Source organism: Shewanella sp. ALD9, assembly GCF_002836315.1.
In the GTDB taxonomy this organism is placed as follows: domain Bacteria; phylum Pseudomonadota; class Gammaproteobacteria; order Enterobacterales; family Shewanellaceae; genus Shewanella.
Map to the genome: position 1 here is coordinate 654394 of NZ_PJCD01000001.1, position 21197 is coordinate 675590.

Here is a 21197-nt window from a genome sequence, read left to right on the forward strand (position 1 = left end):
AGCGCTATCTGGTCCAATTAAAAAAGATTAATTACTTCATTTTCTGACCAAGCCGCTAAGTGGTAGTAATACAGCTGTAATGAACCAATTTCGTTTACTTTGATGTTGTCTATATCGGCATAGAAATTCTTTGGGAATTCAAATGAAGCGTGAATAAGTCCTGGGGTTAGCCATTCTTCTGGTACCGGTATATCTGTTAGTGCAGCAAGTCGTTGTTGTGGGTTTTTACCCATTTTACTGCCAATGCTCCAACCCCATTCACCAAAGCTAGGGACATTATGGTGATACTGTTTTACATTAAACCCTGCAGCAGTCAGTGTTTTACCAACCGATATAAACGCTTTTGGCGCATGATAAGGTGAGGTTGATTGCACCGTTATCACGCCATCGGCGCTAAGTAATTCATTAAGCTTACGATAAAATAAGTCTGAATACAGTTTGTTTAAATCAGGATGACTTGGGTCGGGTAAGTCAACAATAATGGCATCAAACATTTTGCCATTTTGAATTAGCTTATCAACCCCGTTAAATGCATCGTCGACCATTAATATTAAGCGTGGATCGTTTAACGCATCGCCGTTTAACGCCAGTAATGCATCCTGTAAGCGTTGTGGCATATCTGCTGGTGGCGATTTAAACAGTGCCAGTAAGTCTTTATCTAAATCCATTAAGGTAACCGTTTTAGGTTGCCATTTGAGTACTTGCTTCAGTCCTAAGCCATCACCACCACCAATAATGAGCACGTTATCGTGCCGTGCGCTGGCAGCCAATGTTGGATGAACCAAAAAGCTATGATAGATGTGCTCGTCGCTGCTTGAAAATTGTAACCGACCATTGATGTATAAATTATAAACGGGAGGTAAACCACCACCGCGCAAACGCTCAGTAAAATTGAGCTGCTGAAAGCGGGTCGCTTTGGCATAAACCACATGATCTTTATACAAAAGATTATTAAAATGCTGTTCCCAGCTCGGGCCTTTAACGGCTAATATGCCAATCACCACACTGGCAATAATATGGCCGATAAGCAGCAATTTTACATGATTTATTTTTGACCAAAAACGCCAAATAAACACCAGTCCAGCGAGTAGGTTAACGCTCGCTGTAAGCGCAGCAGCTAATTGAATATCAATGGCCAGCATAAAACCGACCCAGATTGCGGCGCCTATTCCAGCGCCAATGTAATCGGCACCATATATGGTGCCGGCATTATGCAGTAAGTGCGCTTCAGACAATGATTGTCGAACGCGGGCAATAAGTGGAATTTCCATGCCAATCATTAACCCGAGTAATACACCCCAAACATACGGTAAATATGCACTGAGAGTTTGCAAACTGGCAATAAAGCCACCATTGGGTAAATGATCTGGCGGTAGGCCGAGTGTATTGGCGATGGTTAACGGCAGTTGTTGACCGAATCCGATGACCGCTGCGGTAATGATAATGGCAAAAGAGCCACACAGTGCTACGGTTAATTCAAGCATGGCAAAGCCAGTAAAAGCGCATTTTATTTTACGTGCGGCAAAAGCGCCCACACCCATGGACACAATCATTAGACCAATCATGGTGTAAATGGCGGCTTCTAATGCGCCGAGAATGCGACCAGCATAGTGTGATAATAAGTATTCATAAATAAGACCGCATCCCGCCAACGAGGCCATAATGCCGAGTAACAAGGCATCATCAAACCATGATACTTGACGGGATGGAGGGGAACTTTGCTGCGAGTCCCCCTGTGTAGTGTTAGCGGGAAGATCATCGAGCAAAGGTGTTGTCATAGATTAAGCCATTAACGCCGTGAGAATAAGGGCAACGGCAATACTAATCGCCATTTCAACGGCTGCAATACCGATGTTTTGTTGTTTCTCAACTTCTTCAGCAAGATTGATACCGGCTAACACCATTTTTTTCACTATGGTTATTAATAACGATAATACCACCAGCATGATCAATGAGAATGCGCACCAACCAATAATGTTGCTTACATGGGCTGTTGGGTCATAAGCAATAAAATGACTCGCCGCATTAAAGCTTAGTGCCATGGCAATCATGTAGCCGCTGTGACGAAGTGCTAATGCCGTTTGGCCCTGAGTTAACGCTTGTTGCATTGACGCGCCTTGATTACGTTTGGCATAACGCTTTTCACGTAGTCGGGTGAGTATGACTAACATCAGTTGTGAGATTAAAAAGGCACTAAAAATAGCGATAAAGGTATCTAGAGTAATATCTTCAGCCCACATTAATACCGCGCGGATAATAATGGCAGTGGCTATGGCTGCAGCAGCATCAACCACAGCAACAGAAATATTACCTTTAAGAATCTCATCGTTTTTAGCAAATTCATTTAAGGCGATTTTATCATGTAAAAAACGGCCTAATTTAATCAGTATTAAGCCAAACAAGCCGTATGCCGACATGCCAATCGCTTCAGTTAAATAAGACGGAGCCGCTTCGCCTGTGATAGCGCCAGTTAGCACAATACCTAAAGCCGCCACAGCACCAGCGGTACTGATCCCAAAGGCAAAGTTGTCGCGCTCGGCTAACTCTGCACTGCTGTTGACTTTAACGCTCCACCCCTGCAAATAACGCATTAGCGTCAGCAAAATGATAGCGATGGTTAAATCAATGGCTAAAATAATCGCCAAATGTTGAGTTAAGCCATATTCTTGAAAAAATGTCATGGTGAGTCCTTACCTATTTTCCACGGCTAACACCGCGACTAGTGCGGCTGCTTGAGTTACGGAAACTGCTGTCTTTTGAGTAGCTCGAACGAAATTTTCTACTCGCGCTCTGAGTGGTGCTATTAGCTTTGGGTGCACTGGTACTTTGACGTGACAAGCTAGTAGAGCCTGTTCGAGCTTTTGCATAAGGGCTGTCGAATCGTTTCCCTTGGCTGTTAAAACGTTTCTTGGTTTGTTCAAAGGTTTTGGTTTGCGAAGTTGCTTGTTTTGGTGAAGTGTAACGGTAACGTCCCACATCATTATAATAGCTGTAACCACGGTTACCCGACCAACTACCGTAGCCTATTGGGCGGGAGAAGTTAGAAAACATCGCATACATGCCATACCAAGCCCAAATGGAGGTGCCGCTTGAATTATTTTGCCAGCTACCATATGCAGGATTACCCACAAGTTGGCTGCCTGCACCACTGCCTTCGGTGCCATTTGCTAGGGCTTCAGCCTCACGGCTAATAGCATTAACTCGAGCGAGTTGCCCTTTAGACATATCGGCAACAACATTGACTGGATCAGACAGCATATCGTTATACAAACTGGTGTCAGCGGCTTGATAAATATTCTGTGCTTCAGCTAACTGTTGGTCTAAATCAATAAAATTAGCGCTGTCGTTTAAGTCTTTGTAACGACGCGTTAATGACTTAAACATTGGCCCTTCAGTGCTGGCATCTTTAGCCAATTCTTCTAGTAATGGGGTTAAGTCGGATTGACGCTGAGCGAGAACTCGAGTGTATTGTTTGAGTAACGTCGCATTGCGTAACTGATTGTTATCGAGCGAACTGGCCAACAGATCAAGTCGTTGTTGGGTCAGTTGCTGGTACTTAGCAATTTGTTCCGGTCTATCGTCACCGCAACCGCCAAGGGTTAAGGCAACAAACAATACCGTTATCAATGTGAGTACACGTGGGAGGTGACCTACCATGTTTTCTCCAAAATGTAGATTTTTCATGTGCTAATTCAATATGACACAGGTTATAGTAATCTTAGTGTCAATGATATTAATCTGATCATTTGACTGGCTGATAGATATACCATTCACGACATAATATGTCCAACGTTCATTTTCTTTAGGGATCATTATTGCCATGCAAAACCAAAGTAACAAGGTATTATCTGCAGCGATGCTAGACAGCGCAGATCGTTACTGGTTAAGACTCTGCGACGTTTGGCCAGAAGCTAAAACAGCACTGACAGCCATGCAACAGCAAGAGTTAAAGGCCGTATTTGGCTTAAGTGACTATATGGGTGAGCAACTTTGTCGTCATCCAGAATGGATTGTGCAGTTATTTGATGGCTTATTAAGTGATGTTGTGCGCAGTGAGTTTGATGCGCAGTTACATTCGCTATTAGCTGAGTTAACTCAAGAAGAGCAAGTTAAGTCTGCCTTACGTCGTTATCGTAATCTGCAAATGGTGCGCTTAGCGTGGCGTGACTTTTTAAATTACACCCCAGTTGAAGAGTCATTACTCGATTTATCTGCATTAGCAGAGGCATTGGTAATTGCTGGACGTGATTGGTTATATCAAGAGATGTGTCAACAATACGGCACACCAACAAGTGCTGAAGGTAAGCCACAACCCTTATTGATTTTAGGCATGGGTAAACTGGGTGGTCGTGAACTTAACTTTTCATCAGACATCGACTTAATTTTTACCTTTCCAGAACATGGTGAAACCGTTGGCGGTCGACGGACTCAGGCAAATCAGCAATTTTTTATCCGCATGGGACAACGCTTGGTGAATTTACTCGACCAAGTCACCGTGGATGGATTCGTTTTCCGTGTCGACATGCGTCTACGACCTTATGGTGAAAGTGGTCCTTTGGTGGTCAGTTTTAGCGGTTTAGAAGACTATTACCAAGAGCAAGGCCGTGATTGGGAGCGTTATGCCATGGTCAAAGCGCGCGTACTTGGACCTTGGTCTGGCTATTGCGATGAGTTGCATGACCTACTACGACCATTTGTTTATCGCCGTTATATTGATTTTTCTGCGATTGAATCACTGCGTAAAATGAAGCAATTAATCGCCCAAGAAGTTAGGCGTCGTCAGTTAACCGATAATATTAAGCTTGGCGCCGGCGGGATCCGCGAAGTTGAATTCGTGGTGCAAAGTTTTCAGTTGATCCGTGGTGGCCGCGAGCCTGCATTGCGTCAGCAAAGTTTATTTGGCGCCATTGATACCTTGTACAGCTTAGGGCAATTGGAATACTTAGCGGTTGATGAGCTTAAACACAGTTATATTATATTGCGTCGAGTGGAAAACTTGTTGCAAGCCATTGACGATAAGCAAACGCAAACCCTGCCTAATAATGAGCTCGATTGGCAACGTTTATGTTATCCGCTAGACATGGCCGATGAAGCCGAACTTCGTCAAAAAATTAATCAAGCAATGGTCACCATTCATGGCCATTTTAATGCCACTGTGGGTGGTACTGACAGCCATGAACACAATGATCATTGGACTGCTTTATTTTGGAATGTGCAGCAAGATGAACACGCTAACGCCTTGTTGCAAGAGCAACAAATCGATGATGCCGAATTATGGCCACTATTAAATGAGTGGCATCAAACGGTGTCGAAACGTTCTATCGGACCTCGAGGACGTGAAACGCTAGACAAATTAATGCCTAAGTTGCTTGAAGAGTTAGTCACTCAAACTAAACCGAGCCAGGCGTTTAAACCAGTAGCTAAAGTGCTGGATAAAATTTTAACCCGTACTACCTATCTAGAGCTTTTATGTGAAAACCCAGGCGCTAGACAGCAATTAGTGAGTTTGTGTTGTGCAAGCCCTTGGATTGCCCGCGAACTGGCGAATTTCCCAATGCTGCTCGATGAGTTAATTGATCCGTCGCAGCTGTATGACATTACTTCGATTGATGATTATCCTAGTGAATTACGTCAGTATTTATTACGTGTACCTGAAGATGACATGGAACAGCAAATGGAAGCGTTACGGCAGTTTAAATTGTCTCAGCAGCTTAAGATTGCGGCCGCAGATGTTACTGGGGTATTACCTGTCATGCAGGTTAGCGATCATTTAACCTTTTTAGCTGAAGCCATTATCGAACAAGTTGTACTACAAGCTTGGCATCAGGTGGCATCTCGCCATGGTATACCTGCAGGAACGAGCCCAAGTAACATGGGTTTTGCCGTCATTGGTTACGGTAAGTTAGGTGGAATTGAGCTGGGTTATGGTTCTGATTTAGATTTGGTGTTTCTACACGGCCACACAGGTGCTGGCACAACTGATGGTAAGCGTCCTATTGATATCGGCCATTTCTACCTCAAGCTTGCCCAACGTATTGTGCATTTATTTGCTACCCGGACAACGTCTGGTGAGTTATATGAAGTGGATATGCGCTTACGTCCGTCAGGTGCTTCTGGTTTGTTGGTGAGTGAGATTGAGCATTTTGGTACCTATTTACAACAAGAAGCGTGGACTTGGGAGCATCAAGCATTAGTGCGATCTCGTTTTGTATTTGGTGATTATTCGCTTGCCGGTCGTTTTAGTGATTTACGTGCGAAAATATTGAAAATAGAGCGTGATAAAGAGGTATTAGCCAAAGCGGTCAAAGACATGCGGATAAAAATGCGTGAGCACTTGTTGCAAGTTGAACCAGGGCAATTTGATCTAAAACAGAGTGCTGGTGGTATTGCAGACATAGAGTTTATCGCTCAGTACTTAGTGTTAGCGAATGCTCATCAATATCAGGAATTAACCATTTGGTCTGATAATGTGCGTATCTTTGAAGTGTTGGCGGAGTTGGAGTTATTACCCATCATGCAAGCCCAACATTTAACCCAAACCTATTGCTGGCTGCGTGACGAGAATCATGAACTGACATTACAACAGTTGCCCGGTAAATTACCCATACAAAGTGTGCAACAAAAAATCGACAGTGTAATTGAAATTTATAATGAAATTCTATCGGTTTAAACATTAATCAAAGTAGATTAGGTTGATATTTAGTCACTTAACTGCTTTGATTATAGAACTATTATTTTGATTGAATAGGTTGTTTAATGCTGCTGGCACCGATACCTGACAATGAATACACTCGACTCGAAACGCTTCGAGGGCTGAACGTGCTCGATACGATCGCTGAAGAACGTTTTGATCGTATCACTCGGTTGGCTAAGCGATTGTTTTCAGTGTCAATTAGTGTGGTGAGTTTAATCGACTCCGATCGCCAATGGTTCAAGTCTGTGCAGGGGTTGGATGTATGCGAAACCCGGCGTGATATTTCATTTTGTGGTCATACTATTAATCAACAACATGTTTTAGTTGTGCCAGATACACTAAAAGATGAACGTTTTTCCGACAATCCGCTTGTATTGGCGGCTCCTAAGATTCGATTTTATGCCGGCTATCCGTTGACTATGCCTAATGGTGTGAGGGTAGGTACCTTGTGTATTATCGATGACAAGCCGAGATCTTTCTCTAAAGATGATGAAGATGCCTTGGAAGACCTTGGCAAAATTGTCGCAGAAGAACTGCTGTCGATTCAGCAAAATACCTTAGATGCGCTAACCGGTATTTCTAATCGTCGAGGCTTTGAATTACTCGCTAATAAGACGCTTGCTTATGGTGATAGGCTTGATTTTGCAACGTGCTTAATTTTCTTTGATTTAGATTATTTTAAAGCAATTAACGACAATTTTGGCCATGAAGAAGGTGATACTGCCTTGAGGACTTTTGCTGGCTTATTGATCGACAGCTTCCGCGAATCGGATATTATTGCCCGCTTTGCTGGTGATGAATTTGTGGTAATGCTGAGCCAAAGCGATGAAATTAGTGTTAATAATGTATTACAACGTTTTCAACAGTGCGTTAATCAACATAATTTGCACAGTGGTAAACCATACCAATTAAAGTACAGTAAGGGCGTGGCGCATCGACAAGCTAGGCAGTCATTATCGTTAAATGATTATTTGGTTAAGGTCGATAAAGCCATGTTTGTCGATAAAGAAAAACATCACCAGAGAACTCAAATTGATGTGAAATAGCGATGATTCGGCTGATGATATTGGTGTTTTTATCTGCGCATGTAACTGATTTGATAAGCTACAAACGTTAAACTCGTTGAGCCGCTGCAAATAATACACTTGGCGCAACTATTATTCATTTGCATATTCGCAGCGAAATAAATCAACGTTATTAACGATTGTTAACAACAATCGTTAATAACGTTCGTTAACAACAACTGCTAACATCGATTTATCGGCACGGTTATGAGTGTATCAATGCTCAGCTTAGTATTTGTTCTATCCACATTTTATAGATAGGTAAACCAATTAATACGTTTATTGGGAACGTTATTCCGAGTGATGCTAACATCGCTAAACCAATATTAGCGTCTGGTATTGCTGCCTTAATTGCGGCCGGCGCAGCAATATAAGACGCACTTGCACTTAAGCCTGCAAGTACTAATATGCTGCCAGAAGGTAAATCAAGTAACACGCCTAAGCCGATACCCGCCCAAGCTAAAATAAATGGAATTACCGCAGCAAATACCAATAAACGCCATTGTTTGTAAGGAATAGGGAAGCATACTTTGGCGGTACTAATCCCCATTTCTAATAAGAATAGTGCTAATAACGTTTTAAAACCACCCAATAACATTGGTGTAAGTGGTGCCATGCCACTAGTGCCATATATCCAGCCTATGATCACCCCTCCACAGAGTAATACGACTCCGCGGCTTGTCAGCGCTTCATGTAATACGCTGCCTGCCGAAGAGTGTTGGCTATCGCCTGCTACTTTTGCTTGTAAGTAGCGGTGTAGCCAAAGCATGATAATAATTGCAGGCAATTCGAGTAGCACTAGATACAACGTTGTTTCAGGTCGTAAAGGCCACTGAGATTGATCGACCATGGTCATCACCACGGCAAATGTTCCCGCACTCACAGAGCCGTAATGAGCAGCAATACTTATGGCTTCTTTTTGCGGTAATTGAATTAATTTTCGCAGTAGAGGATAAAGGCTAAGTGGGATAATGAATCCAAGTGCAATAACAGACAGTAATTCGGTGATCGCTAAATTGGCAGTTTCTCCATGCAGTGCCATGCCACCTTTTAGTCCTAGTGTAAGCATAAGTAAGATAGATAGGGTTTCGTAGGTTGCTTTAGGGACTTTTAAATCAGACTTTATCAACCCGGCAAGCAAACCGAGGGCAAAAAAGGCAATCACAATATCAGGCATGGTATAGGTTCTGTCTGTTATAAAGTATCGCGATTCTGCCTTGTTGTGTTAACAAAGGGAAATCTTTTCAGCGAAAAAATACTGCTATAGTAAACTTATCCATTTACGGCTGATCAGTCGTGTTGTACTTTGCGGGTTTATCATGTTTTTCTTCGCTGATCTATTAAGTGCAAATGGCGTATAGTATGCTTAAATGATAATGCAAAACATTAATAGCAGAGCATGATATGAAAAATGAAATTGATATTCACCGCGCGTTGAAAGTGTTTAACAAAGTCACGCAATATGGTGAGAAGCGGGCGCTTGAAGACGGTCATAATGGTCATGATTATTGGTTGTGTGGAATCAGTGCGCAAACGGATCATGATGGTTATACCATTACTTTAGCCGATGCTCAGGTTAGCTTGACAGTATTTTTTCACAATAAATATCAGTTCGATTACCCGACCAATGATGCTCTTGACAACTTTTTACTTCGTTTTAATGATGTTGAAAACTATCAAGCTTCATAATCTACTGCATAGACTCGCCTGTTAAGCGGTTCATTTCAGTGCTGCAGGCTTATTTACACCCATTGTTGCATTTCAATCAGGCGGCTATAAGTGCGTCTAAATTCAAATTGTAATGCCCCGTCGATATATAAATCTTCTAAGTTGCAGTCGCTATTGAGGATTAACATCACTTTTTGATCATACAATTCGTCCACTAAACTAATAAAGCGTCGAGTCGGATCGTCTTCACTGGCATACGCCAGTTGTCGTTCGCCTGTGGTGGTAGCTAATGCGCCATCTTCGGTGCCGCGAGCTTTAATCCAACTACGTACTTCACCGCCTAATGTAGGCACATTACTGAGCAATATATGGCTAAATCGGCTAGCTAATTCAATGTAATCCAATGCCGAACGTGGGCCTTGGCACAAAGCTGAAAATTCAAACCAAGCAAGTTGTCCATATTGAGCCTCAATGGCAATAGTGCGCTGACAAATATCAATTGAGTCAGGTGTATTTATTATGCTGACATTAGCTTGTGGGTATTGTTGACACAAAAGTGTAAACACCGCTTGAGGCGTTATTGCCGACGGCAATGTTAACCAGCGGGCTGATGTTGTAGGCGTTACGGCGCTAAAATGTAAGCGATGATCGATTTGACCGTCTAAGTGGATCGATTGGGTATATTGTAGGAGCAGATCGATTGTGGGTAAAAAACGATCGCGTTGTAAACCATTTTTATACAAGTCGATTATTGGTACATTTGAGGTTGCAACTAAGATGACGCCTGACTGAAATAATGTTTCAAATAATCGACCGAGTAAAATGGCATCACCGATATCAGCGACAAAAAACTCATCAAAACAAATAACAGAATATTTCTCCGCAATCTGCTTGCCTATGTGAGTTAATGGATCACGTATCCCCGAAGTTTGATTTAATTGCTGGTGGACCATGGCCATAAAACGGTGAAAGTGCAGGCGTAATACGGTTTTATCCGTTTTATGTTGTGAGCTATACATGCTCTGGTTGCACTGAATCTGATCGCACTGAATCTGATCGCACTGAATCTGGTCACACAAGCTTTGATAGAATAGGTCCATCAAAAAGGTTTTTCCTCGGCCTACATCGCCCCATAAATATAAGCCTCGGCTGTTTGTATTAACACAGAGACATTGTTGATAAAGCAAATCAAGCGCGAGTATTGCTTGCTGCTGTGCAGGATCATCAACAATATTTTGCTGAAGACGTTGTTGGTAAGCTTGTAATGGCGACATAGCACTTAGGGTAAATTGTTGATCTGGGTATTATACCATTAACGACTTACTTTATTATGAAGTGTATTTCCTTTAAGCTCTTGTGATAAAAATAACAATCTATCAACAAAGACGATTAACCCAGAGTAATAACTAAGAATAATAACCAAGAGTAATAATCCTAACAAGGACCCAAAATGAATAATAAAAATAAGGGCATGACCTATATTGGTGTCGATATGGCGTTGGAAGGTGATATGCATATTCAAGGTCCAGCAATAATCGCGGGCCAAACTAAGGGTAAAATCAGTTCAACCGATCAAATAAAAATAGAACCTAGTGGTGTGGTTGAAGGTGAGGTTTTTTGTCAAGAGCTGCGAGTGTCTGGCTTATTCAAAGGCAAGTTACATTGTAATAAACTCATAATTGTCAGTTCGGGCATTGTCGAGGGTGAAGTATCCAGCCATCAAATGGAAATTTATGATGGCGGTCAATTTATCGGCATGCGCACTAAAGGGCCTGAATCGTCTGGGTTACCCCAGGTTGATAACGAACGTTTTTCCGAACTCAATCAAACTCCTTCAATGCCGGATAAGAAAACGCCAATTTCTATGGGTAAGCTTAGTTTGGTTGCTGTGGCCGCAATCGTGATTATTACCGCTATGGTTATGCAACCGACAATTAGCTCCATGCTAAATCGCGGTCAAGCACCGTCAGCTGATAGTAATCAAGCAAATGCTCAGCAATACCCACAATCAGCATTAAATATAACAGAAGAAAATGCTGCCGCGCTTCTACAAGAAATGGATCAACAGACTTCATTTGCCGAGCAAACCGAAGAGTTAATTAATGCCGGTCAAAGTGACATTAATGTGGCGATGGAAGATTTACATGCATTAGCACAAACCAGTGAAGCGCTGGGTGATAGTCAGAATGTGAGTGAAAGTGATAATGTTGATCAGAATGGGTCGACGATAAGTACACCTGATAAGTAACTTCATTTCTTATCCTGAGTAGGGAGTAACTATCAAGCTGATATAAAAAATGGCTTTGTTAATCACAGTGTTTACTGAATTAACAAAGCCATTTTGTTATGTTTGCAGAAATCCAAACATTTTATGCTTATCGGTTAATGCCTAAGGATTAATCCGAGCTGGCATTCCAGTACGTTGCTCAAGTAATCGTTTTAATGTAAATGAGTCAGTGTCTGGGTGAGCAACAAAGCGAGTCATGGCTTTATCGAATGATAGTGCTACTGGTTCTAACGAATCAAATTCAGCTTGAGTTCGTGACAGTGGCTCATGAACTTCTAAATAGCGGTTACCATCAGGTTCTTCAGTGGCTTTAATCGGTTGGTTAATAAACTCAACACGTGTGCCAACTGGTACGCTATTATATAAATGTTCAATGTCTTCATCGCGTAAACGAACACAGCCAGAACTTACCCGTAAACCAATACCAAACGTGGCGTTAGTACCGTGAACCGCATACAAGTTACCGACATAAAGGGCGAATAACCCCATTGGGTTGTCAGCGCCTGCTGGCCATACAGCTGGTAATGTTATCCCTTTAGCCGCGTATGATTTACGAATATTAACCGTAGGTGTCCAAGTTGGATTAGCGCGTTTACGTTGTACTGTTGTTACCCAATTTTCAGGGGTATCTTTACCAATTTGACCAATACCAATAGGCAATACTTCGACGGTATTTTTACCCTTCGGATAATAATACAAACGCATCTCGGCAGAGTTAATGACCACACCTTCTCTTTTAGCGTTAGGTAGAATTAGCTGATGCGGGATCAGTAATGTGCTACCCGGTTTAGGTAAGAATGGGTCAACACCTGGATTAGCTTCTAATAAATTAGTCAACCCTAGCTGAAATTGTGAAGCAATTTGCTCTAAGGTTAGTTTCCCCTCAGGAACAACATAATATTGATTTTCACCTACTAAATTACTGCCTTCAGCCGGTAGACGATATTCAACAGCAGCACTCGAAAAACTTAATACAATGGCAGTCGCTGCAATTAAAGTAGAACGTAACGAATTTATCATAAGGGTTATATCATTCCAAAACAGACGTTATATTAGTCAGACTACAATATTTTGCCAAGTTTGACTATTTAGTACAAATAATTAGTACAGGTCATTTGTACAGATGGTTAGGGCGCATCGTTACTTATTACGGCTAATATTTCAACTGAAATTTTTTACTTTTTTTATTTTAATCCTAAGCGTTTAGCCAGCCTGTGTAAGTTACCTGAATCTATTTGCAATTGGCGTGCGGTTGCAGCCCAATTACTCCCTTGCTGAGTATATATTTGCTGGATAAATTGATTTTGAAACTGATCTGTTGCATCTCGTAAGCTTGTTTGTGGTAAAGATGTTGCCGACTGTTTAAGCGTCAGGTTTTTGTTTGAATGGATAGCATCAGGCGATGACTGTGCAAATTCAAAATGGCTGTTGTTAATGATGCATAAACCATCTTTTTGGCTTTGTGATTTAGCTAAAACAGCGGCTCGATGAATGGAATGCTCAAGTTCACGTATGTTGCCAGGCCAGTCATATTGCTCCAGTAATTGCAATGATGAAGGCTCTAATCTTAAATGGGCCAAGTGTAATTGCTGTCTATAGCGCTCGATAAAGTAGCCCGCTAATAAATGGATATCTTGTTGACGTTCTCTTAGTGGTGGAACCATAACCGGGAACACGCTTAAACGATGGTATAAATCTGCTCTAAATCGTCCGGCCAATACTTCGCTTTTTAGGTCTTTATTGGTTGCGGCAATAATACGAACATCGACTTTTAAGCTACGATCATCACCGACCTTTTGCACGTCGCCAAATTGCAGTACTCGCAGAAGTTTTGCTTGTAAGTTAAGAGGTAGTTCACCAATTTCATCTAAAAATAATGTGCCTTTATCGGCTACTTGAAATTTGCCGCTACGATGGCTAATAGCGCCAGTAAACGCGCCTTTTACATGACCAAAGAGTTCGCTTTCGGCAACGGATTCAGCAAGTGCAGCACAGTTTAAATACTCCAGTGGTTTATTGGCTCGTGCTGATTGTTGATGGATCTGCTTGGCTATCAGTTCTTTACCGGTACCCGTTTCTCCTAAAATCAACACGTTGAGTTCAGTTTCTGCCACCACATTCACTTCATTAAGCAGCGATAATAGATTATCGGCCTGACCAATTATTTCGGTTTCTGTTTCTGTGTCTAATAGCCTAGAGGGTTGGGTATGGGGGATGGTAAACGTTGACGCTTGTTTTTCAAGTTTATCAATCAGCAATGCGTTGTTTAATGAAGCCGCTGCAATTGCGCTAAAACTGCGCAGTTCATTATTACTGAATTGATCAAACTTATTGGGATCTAATGCATCAATAGTTAATGCGCCAATGAGTTGCTCGTTAGCGAATAATGGTAAACCGATGCAGGCATGCACTTTTAAGTCACCATCTACATTGGGGATTAAGCCATCGTAAGGGTCGGGTAATTCGCTATTGGAAGGGAAACGGACAATATCACCCGCTCGGGCAATGGTTTCAAGTCGCGGATGCTCACTTAAAATAAAGCGCCGTCCTAATACATCCGCACTCAGTCCATCAATCGCTAATGGCTTGAATTGATGCCCGTGGAACGATAACAGTGCAGCAGCATCACAATCGAGGGTTTCTCTTACTGTGGTTAATAAACGAGAGAATCGATCACGTTTAGATAAATTGGACGTGATATCAAGTGCGATACGGGTTAAGTCAGCTTGTCTCAATGCCATGCTAAACTCCAGAAAGGAACATAATAAGTGTCATTATGACAAGTGTGAATATAACAACAAGGGTAAAGCCCAAATTGTTGAAACTAAAGGGGCCACAAAGGCCCCTGATGATGGTTATCAAAGCGTGTTTATTAATGCATACTTAGTTAATCGTTAATGGACTAGCTTGTTTCGCTTTAACGCCTTTGCTAGCAATGGCTTTCTTGATGATGTCAAATAAGAACGCCGCCATCAATAATCCACCAATACTGAAGATAATGTCACCAAACATTCGTGTCCATACAAGGCTTTCCACTAAATCGCTGTGGATCACAGCGGGTGAACGAGCATACCAATAGCCGTGGTCAATGACCGCAAAGAACTGCACAATTCCGACAGGCAATAATGACATAAACAGCATTGCTGCTAAGCCGATATTTAATGTCCAGAATGCCCCTTTAAGGTATTTTTGGTTCCATTGCATATCGCCTGTTAATCCGCGTAAACAGAATAGCATTAGCCCTATACCTAACATACCGTACACGCCCATAAATGCACCATGAGAATGTGTCGCAGTAGTATTTAAACCTTGGATAAAATAAAGCGATATTGGTGGATTAATTAAGAAACCTAATACACCGGCACCAATTAAGTTCCAAAATGAGGTGGCGACAAAGAACATAATGACCCAGTGATAACGTTCCATCCAAGGGCTCGCTTTACGTAAACGATAGGTTCCCACAGCTTCAAAACCAATTAATGCTAACGGCACCACTTCAAGTGCCGAGAATATGGCTCCCCAAGCAATGACTGAGGTTTGGGTACCGGTAAAGTATAAATGATGTAAGGTGCCGATTAAGCCGCCAGTTAAAAACACCACTGTTGTGAATAATACCGCACCGTTGGCACTGCGTGCACGGATAAGGCCTAAGCGAACTAACATTAATGCGATAACGGCTGTTGCAAATGTTTCAAAGAAGCCTTCTACCCATAAGTGGACCACCCACCAACGCCAGTATTCAGCGATGGCAAGGTTTGAGTGTTTGCCCATAAACAGGCCGGCACCATAAAACAAACCGATGGCGACACAAGAGGCGTATAGAATCCAAATTGCCGGCAGTATGTCGCTGTCAACTTTTAATGCTGGGCGCATAGCTGCAGTGATTAACACGGTCCAAATTAATAAGCCCACAAACAATAATATTTGCCATACGCGTCCTAAATCAATGTACTCATATCCTTGATGTCCGAATAAATAGTTCATGTCTAGGTCAAAGTATTGTTGTACGCCAATCCATTCACCAGCCATAGATCCCAATACGATAACGACCAACGCGACCCAAAGAACGTTTACCCCTAAGCGTTGATACTTCGGCTCGTATCCTGATAGTGCAGGGGCAATATATAGCCCTGTGCCTAACCATGCAGTGGCAATCCAAAATACTGCGAGTTGAGTATGCCAAGTACGGGTAACAGAATAAGGCAGAATTTCAGATATTGGGAAACCATAAAATTCTTGGCCTTCAACTGCGTAATGCGCGGTAATTCCGCCAACTAATATTTGCAGTAAAAACAGTCCAATAGCAGTAACAAAATACTTTCCGACGGCTTTTTGCGATGGAGTAGGTTTAGTAAAAAATAATGGATCACCTTTGGCTGGTTCTGGCAATGGTTCCTCTTTGCAGGTGGCGTGATGCCAAGCCAGCATGCCAATACCAAGAAGCAATGTCACTAAGCTTAGTACTGACCAAACAATGTTGTCTGAAGTGGGGACGTTGCCAATTTGTGGATCGTATGGCCAGTTATTGGTATAAGTATAATCATAACCAGGGCGCTCAGTTACCGCAGCCCACGCTCCCCAAAAGAGGAAGGCATTTAACAATTCACGATGTTCAGCATCAGTGATAGTGCCTTCTTTCATGGCATATTGTTCACGTAATGAACTTAATGCAGGATCATCACCAAATAACGATAAATAGTGCTTAGTCACTTCATTAATTGCCGCAATTCGGGTATTTGACAGCGCGACGTGAGTTTCACCCCCAGTACCTTTGATCACTGTGTTATGGCGAATATCATCTCTTAAGCCTTTTTCTAAACCGGCTTGCTGTTCTGAATCGAGTTCAGTGAAATCGCGGTTATAGCGCTCGTTTGCGGTGATAGACAACCAAGCTTGGGCTTCACGATGTAACCAATCTGCAGTCCAATCTGGTGCCACATAAGAACCATGGCCCCAAATTGATCCTAACTGATGCCCGCCCATTGAACGCCATACAAGTTGGCCTTGCTCAATATCATTTTTGGTAAATATGGGTTGGCCACTGGTGTCAGTGAAAGCCGTTGGAATCGGCGGTTTTTCTCGATATATGCCGCTGCCTAAACTGAGTAATACCGTGAAGGAAGCCACTAGCACGATTAGCAGTGCAATGCCGGTGAGTTTATTTTTGCTCATAAGTCCTCTTAGCGCAAAGTCATTTTGATACAGATGACCAGAGCATTACACAAGTCGTGCCAACTTTTTATTGTTATTAAGTTACTGTTATTAATGAATTTTGTTTTTACCTGTCGTTAATATGTTGTCAAAGTGACATATTTAATGAGTGTCAAAAAGACTGTTAATGTCAAAGTGACACTTTGTTTTGGTGATACTGATCATCTTTGTCTAAATAACACTCATGTTCTCTTTTCCAGGTAATGTCATGTGACTAAAGGCCTAATCTTTCTTGTTCGTGTAATCAACGCTAGTCATTTTTAGTCACAGTTATCAATAAATTAGTTTCAACGCTATAGAGGTTTTATGGATTAATTAACATCAGTCATTTACTTAGCATGCTAAGTTGTTATAATGCTTAGCACGCTAACTAAATGGCAATTTATTATGTATAAAGAATTAGAGCGATTAAAAGAACTTTCACTTGCTGAGCACTTAGGGCGATTACATCGTTTATGGCGCACCGCTGCAGACGCGGAGCTCGTACCATTAGGGTTAACTCACCCTCGCTGGACTGCGCTGTGGAAGTTACTGCGCTTGGGCGATAACGTGAGCCAAAAGGTGCTTGCCGATGCTTTAGAGATAGAATTGCCCTCTTTAATGCGCACTTTGAGCCAGTTAGAACAGCAAGGATATATACAGCGCCGCTGCTGCGAGAACGATAAGCGAGCACGAATAGTCAGCTTAACTCCTGAAGGCATCGACATGCTTAAGCAGATGGAAAGCCGCATTATGTTGGTTCGTCGCGATTTACTTGCAGGTATTAGCAGCCAAGAATTAAGTGAATTTGAACGTGTCATTAGTCTTATTAGTGATAATGCTCTTGCTGCGCTGCATAAGAACACTGAACAAGACAACAAAATTCCTGAATGAGAAATAACATGACCCCAGATCAACAATTTGCTCGACTCGTTAAAATCGCTATTTTTATGTTTGTAATGGTGTTTGGTTACTTTATGTTTGCCGATGCAGTAATGCCTATGACGCCGCAAGCCATGGCCACACGAATGGTCACTAAAGTGACGCCACAAGTCAGTGGTAAAATTGCATCTATTGCCGTCGAAAATAACCAACTTGTGGCTAAAGGTGATGTGTTATTTAGCATCGACTCAGCCCCTTACGAGTTAGCGGCTGAGCAAGCTACATTGGCGTTAGAGCAAGCAAAACAAGATAACGCTGAACTTGATGCATCGATACTAGCAGCCAAAGCAGATGTTCAGGCAAATCAAAGTAGTGCACAGCAGAGAAATAGTGAAGCAAAACGCCTTGATGCTCTGTATGCCTCCCGAGGTGTATCGCAGCAGTTAACTGATCAAGCTCAAAGTGAGGCCGTCACGGCGCAGGCCAATTTACTTGCCGCTAAAGCTCGCTTAACTAAGCTAGTGGTAAGTCGTGGACGCAATGGCGAAGATAATTTAAAAGTCCGTCAAGCTCAAAATCGTTTAGCTCAAGCAGAATTAAACCTGTCATACACTCAAATTCGCGCAGACCAAAATGGCGTGGTGACTAACTTACAGTTAGAAGTCGGCAGCTTTGCCACTGTTGGACAGCCGCTATTAGCTGTAGTGTCAGAAAACGTCGATATTATTGCTGATTTTAGAGAAAAAAGTTTACGCGGTATTGAGCCACAATCAACTGCGCTTATTGCATTTGATGGTCAACCTGGACGTTTATATCATGCCAAAGTGAGTACCGTAGATGCCGGTGTGAGTGCCGGGCAATTTGATGCCAATGGCCGTTTAGCTGATCCGCAAGAATCGGTACGTTGGGTACGTGATGCTCAACGCTTACGATTACACCTTGAACTTGACCACCAAGGCGTTAATGCATTACCCGCTGGAGCACGTGCAACGGTGCAATTAGTACCTAATAGCGGTTTACTTGGCTTTCTAGCCAAGGTTCAAATTAAGGTTATCAGCACGCTGCATTATATCTATTAACGCCGCAGTTAAGCCCAATATTGATTGTTAATACTCATTACACCAATTCACACTCAAGGCAATGCTGCAGGTTAATTTATTTGCGTGCAGTATCTTGTATCAATGTCGTAGGTTGTTCATATGTTATTACGCCATAGTCCTTTGACTCAAAACGATTTACGCCAATGTTTACGCATTGCAACAGGCGCCACGCTAGGGTTTGCGATATGCAAGTTTTTCGATCTCAGTTATGGTGTGTTTTTTACCGTCACTCCAATGTTGTTACTGGGTTTAGTCCCTGTGATGAATGCACATGCGATGAGGCAATTATTGGCATCATCTGTAATGTCTGGGATTGAAGTGGGTATTTTAGGCGGTTTATTTGGCTCTCACGCTGGGGTGATATTACCTATCGTGTTTGTGCTATTTTTGTATCGTTTTGCGGCAATGTCACGCGGTAGTTTGTTTTTATTTGGCGCTAACGGGGTTATCAGCTTAAGCATTATGCTGCACTTTGCCAGTTATCCGAGTGTCGATATTAATAATCTCATTTTCAGTAATTTTTGGGCGACAGCGGCCTCTGTTGTAATCGCTTATGCTATGACGGCTTTATGGCCCGATGTTGAACCAAGAGCGCCAGTTGCTGCCGTGGTTAAAGTGCCTAACCGCATGCGACACGAAGCGTTACTCGGTGCATCTATTGCAACTGCATCATTTGTGGTTTTTCAGGTATTTAACTTACGTGATTCTATGTCTGCTCAAGCCACCACCTTGTTATTGTTATTCCCAATGCATTGGAATGGTGCACTCGGTTATGCCCGCAAACGAGCTATCGGTACCTTGTTTGGCGTGACTTTCGGCTTGGTTGGACAAGGGTTACTCTATGATTGGTCTGGATTATTGATTTTTGTGATACCACTATTGTGGATAGGCTTAATGTTGTTTAGCCAAGTACACGTGAGAGAAGCGAGTGGCTCTGGAGTGGGATTCGGTGCTATGATCACCTTAGGGATATTATTCGGTCAATACTTAACCCCAGATAATGACTTAGTTTTTAGTGCTTTGTACCGAATAAGCAGCATATTAGTCGCTATCGTGGCAACATTATTACTGTGTTATGTGGTGCATCGGATATTGAATCGATTTGAAGCTACTCGATTTGGTTGAACATTGGTGTGTGCGGTAAATAAATCTCATTGGAGTATATGAGTTTACTAATATTCGTCAGTTGTGGATTGATTTTAATGGCAGTAGGGAAGTGGCTATTGTTAGAGTATTAGATTACTTTTGAAGAATAATTAGGTAATCGATTGATAATATTAGATATAACGTACGGTTAGTTTTATAGACATAATTACTATAGACATTTTGCATATAAATGCTAATAGTAATGAATCGTATATAAAAAGGACTTAACATGATGAAACAAAATGCTATTATTTTGAGCTTAATATTAAGCTTTCTCGCTTTCGCTCCATTTAAAAGCCAAGCAAACCAATTGCCTGAGTGTAACACGTCTGAATGTATTGAATACTTTAAAGCCTATCGCATTTTAACGAAACGAGGCCACTCCTCAGCAATGGCCATGTTAGCTGAATTCTATTACACCGGTTATGGCACCGATAAAGATTTAGACATGGCGTTAAAATGGTACCGACGTGCAGGTAAATATGGTGTACTGGATGCAAAATATAAAGCGGGTGTCTTGTATTTACAAGATACTCCTCTGAAAGATGTCGACGAAGGTGTTGAGTTTTTACAGTTCGCATCAAAGATGGGCCACTCTCAGTCATCGTATTTATTGGGTAAAATGTATTTAGGTGGTGGCATGGTAGAACAAGATTTGGCACTTGCAGATCAATACCTTGCTATAGCTTATGAAGAAAATAATTTTGCAGCCAGAAATTATGGGCAAATACTTTACCTACATGAATCAACTAAAGATTTACCGCTGAGCAAACTTTACGCTTTAATTTCAAAAGATGTTGTCACGTTAATCCCTGAGAAAACTGTTTCAAACCAGCAAACTGCAGCGATCAATTTTCCTCAAGGTGAAATGGAAACCATTGACGTACAAATGGATACATTTGAAGACATGTTTGGCTCGCATATTACCCAATTGAACCACATGATCCCTGACACTTCAAAAGGCACTGGATCCAATATAGCGGGACAAACATGTGCAAAAATGTGGGGATGTAGTAGTGAAGGTGATGGCCAACGTATTCAGGATGTCATGTTATCTGATTGGGGTTTAGAAACCCTTCAATTTAGGATCGAAGGTTCAATATTTATCATAAAATAATAGCCGAGTTAAATAGAATAATGGGTTTCAATGACAAACTGGTTATTTT

At 42.0% G+C, this 21197-nt stretch carries 16 protein-coding genes; 8 read left to right on the plus strand and 8 right to left on the minus strand.

The window, feature by feature from the left end; all coding sequences use genetic code 11:
- Nucleotides 1–17: 17 nt before the first annotated feature.
- Genes CXF88_RS03055 through CXF88_RS03065 form a run of 3 tightly spaced genes read right to left on the minus strand, consistent with a single transcriptional unit; the run spans nt 18 to nt 3657 of the window.
- Entirely contained in the window at nt 18–1778 is a 1761-nt protein-coding gene (locus tag CXF88_RS03055; RefSeq protein WP_101085278.1) for a polyamine aminopropyltransferase, read from the minus strand.
- A 3-nt stretch (nt 1779–1781) separates the two neighbouring features.
- Nucleotides 1782–2681 (minus strand): DUF350 domain-containing protein, encoded by a 900-nt coding sequence (locus CXF88_RS03060; RefSeq protein ID WP_101085279.1) that lies wholly within the window; start codon nt 2679–2681, stop codon nt 1782–1784.
- Between the two features lie 13 nt (nt 2682–2694).
- Nucleotides 2695–3657, minus strand: coding sequence for a hypothetical protein (locus tag CXF88_RS03065; protein WP_101085280.1), 963 nt, complete (start codon nt 3655–3657; stop codon nt 2695–2697).
- Nucleotides 3658–3820: 163 nt separating this feature from the next.
- Here CXF88_RS03065 and glnE point away from each other — a divergent pair, with 163 nt between their 5' ends.
- The gene (gene glnE, locus CXF88_RS03070; RefSeq protein ID WP_194956035.1) at nt 3821–6670 is read left to right on the plus strand and encodes a bifunctional [glutamate--ammonia ligase]-adenylyl-L-tyrosine phosphorylase/[glutamate--ammonia-ligase] adenylyltransferase; all 2850 of its coding nucleotides are present in this window, start codon (nt 3821–3823) and stop codon (nt 6668–6670) included.
- Nucleotides 6671–6756: 86 nt separating this feature from the next.
- Nucleotides 6757–7740 (plus strand): sensor domain-containing diguanylate cyclase, encoded by a 984-nt coding sequence (locus tag CXF88_RS03075; RefSeq protein WP_101085282.1) that lies wholly within the window; start codon nt 6757–6759, stop codon nt 7738–7740.
- 241 nt (nt 7741–7981) lie between these two features.
- Here CXF88_RS03075 and CXF88_RS03080 read toward each other — a convergent pair whose 3' ends face one another.
- Complete coding sequence (locus CXF88_RS03080; protein ID WP_101085283.1) at nt 7982–8935, minus strand: sodium-dependent bicarbonate transport family permease; 954 nt, start codon at nt 8933–8935, stop codon at nt 7982–7984.
- A 227-nt stretch (nt 8936–9162) separates the two neighbouring features.
- Between CXF88_RS03080 and CXF88_RS03085 the strand changes: the two genes are divergently transcribed.
- Nucleotides 9163–9447 carry a DUF3081 domain-containing protein gene (locus CXF88_RS03085; RefSeq protein ID WP_101085284.1) on the plus strand — a complete coding sequence of 95 codons (285 nt, stop codon included), beginning with the start codon at nt 9163–9165 and terminating at the stop codon, nt 9445–9447.
- Between the two features lie 53 nt (nt 9448–9500).
- On the opposite strand, the gene zapE is transcribed toward CXF88_RS03085, so the two are convergent.
- Nucleotides 9501–10700, minus strand: a complete 1200-nt coding sequence (gene zapE / locus CXF88_RS03090; RefSeq protein WP_101085285.1) for a cell division protein ZapE — start codon at nt 10698–10700, stop codon at nt 9501–9503.
- A 176-nt stretch (nt 10701–10876) separates the two neighbouring features.
- Here zapE and CXF88_RS03095 point away from each other — a divergent pair, with 176 nt between their 5' ends.
- Nucleotides 10877–11674 (plus strand): polymer-forming cytoskeletal protein, encoded by a 798-nt coding sequence (locus tag CXF88_RS03095; protein WP_101085286.1) that lies wholly within the window; start codon nt 10877–10879, stop codon nt 11672–11674.
- Between the two features lie 141 nt (nt 11675–11815).
- On the opposite strand, the gene CXF88_RS03100 is transcribed toward CXF88_RS03095, so the two are convergent.
- From CXF88_RS03100 to CXF88_RS03110, 3 genes are all read right to left on the minus strand, one after another.
- The gene (locus tag CXF88_RS03100) at nt 11816–12730 is read right to left on the minus strand and encodes a L,D-transpeptidase family protein (RefSeq protein ID WP_101085369.1); all 915 of its coding nucleotides are present in this window, start codon (nt 12728–12730) and stop codon (nt 11816–11818) included.
- A gap of 167 nt (nt 12731–12897) precedes the next feature.
- The gene (gene norR, locus CXF88_RS03105; RefSeq protein WP_101085287.1) at nt 12898–14454 is read right to left on the minus strand and encodes a nitric oxide reductase transcriptional regulator NorR; all 1557 of its coding nucleotides are present in this window, start codon (nt 14452–14454) and stop codon (nt 12898–12900) included.
- A 142-nt stretch (nt 14455–14596) separates the two neighbouring features.
- Nucleotides 14597–16885, minus strand: a complete 2289-nt coding sequence (locus CXF88_RS03110; RefSeq protein WP_101085288.1) for a nitric-oxide reductase large subunit — start codon at nt 16883–16885, stop codon at nt 14597–14599.
- 426 nt (nt 16886–17311) lie between these two features.
- On the opposite strand from CXF88_RS03110, the gene slyA reads away from it, so the two are divergent.
- The 4 genes from slyA to CXF88_RS03130 all read left to right on the plus strand — a co-directional run bounded on the left by slyA (nt 17312) and on the right by CXF88_RS03130 (nt 21148).
- A complete protein-coding gene (slyA, locus tag CXF88_RS03115; protein ID WP_101085289.1) occupies nt 17312–17797 on the plus strand; it encodes a transcriptional regulator SlyA in 486 nt (161 codons plus the stop codon).
- A gap of 8 nt (nt 17798–17805) precedes the next feature.
- A complete protein-coding gene (locus CXF88_RS03120; protein WP_101085290.1) occupies nt 17806–18864 on the plus strand; it encodes an HlyD family secretion protein in 1059 nt (352 codons plus the stop codon).
- A 120-nt stretch (nt 18865–18984) separates the two neighbouring features.
- Nucleotides 18985–20010 (plus strand): DUF2955 domain-containing protein, encoded by a 1026-nt coding sequence (locus tag CXF88_RS03125; RefSeq protein WP_101085291.1) that lies wholly within the window; start codon nt 18985–18987, stop codon nt 20008–20010.
- A 250-nt stretch (nt 20011–20260) separates the two neighbouring features.
- The gene (locus tag CXF88_RS03130) at nt 20261–21148 is read left to right on the plus strand and encodes a tetratricopeptide repeat protein (RefSeq protein ID WP_101085292.1); all 888 of its coding nucleotides are present in this window, start codon (nt 20261–20263) and stop codon (nt 21146–21148) included.
- The last annotated feature ends 49 nt before the right edge of the window (nt 21149–21197 follow it).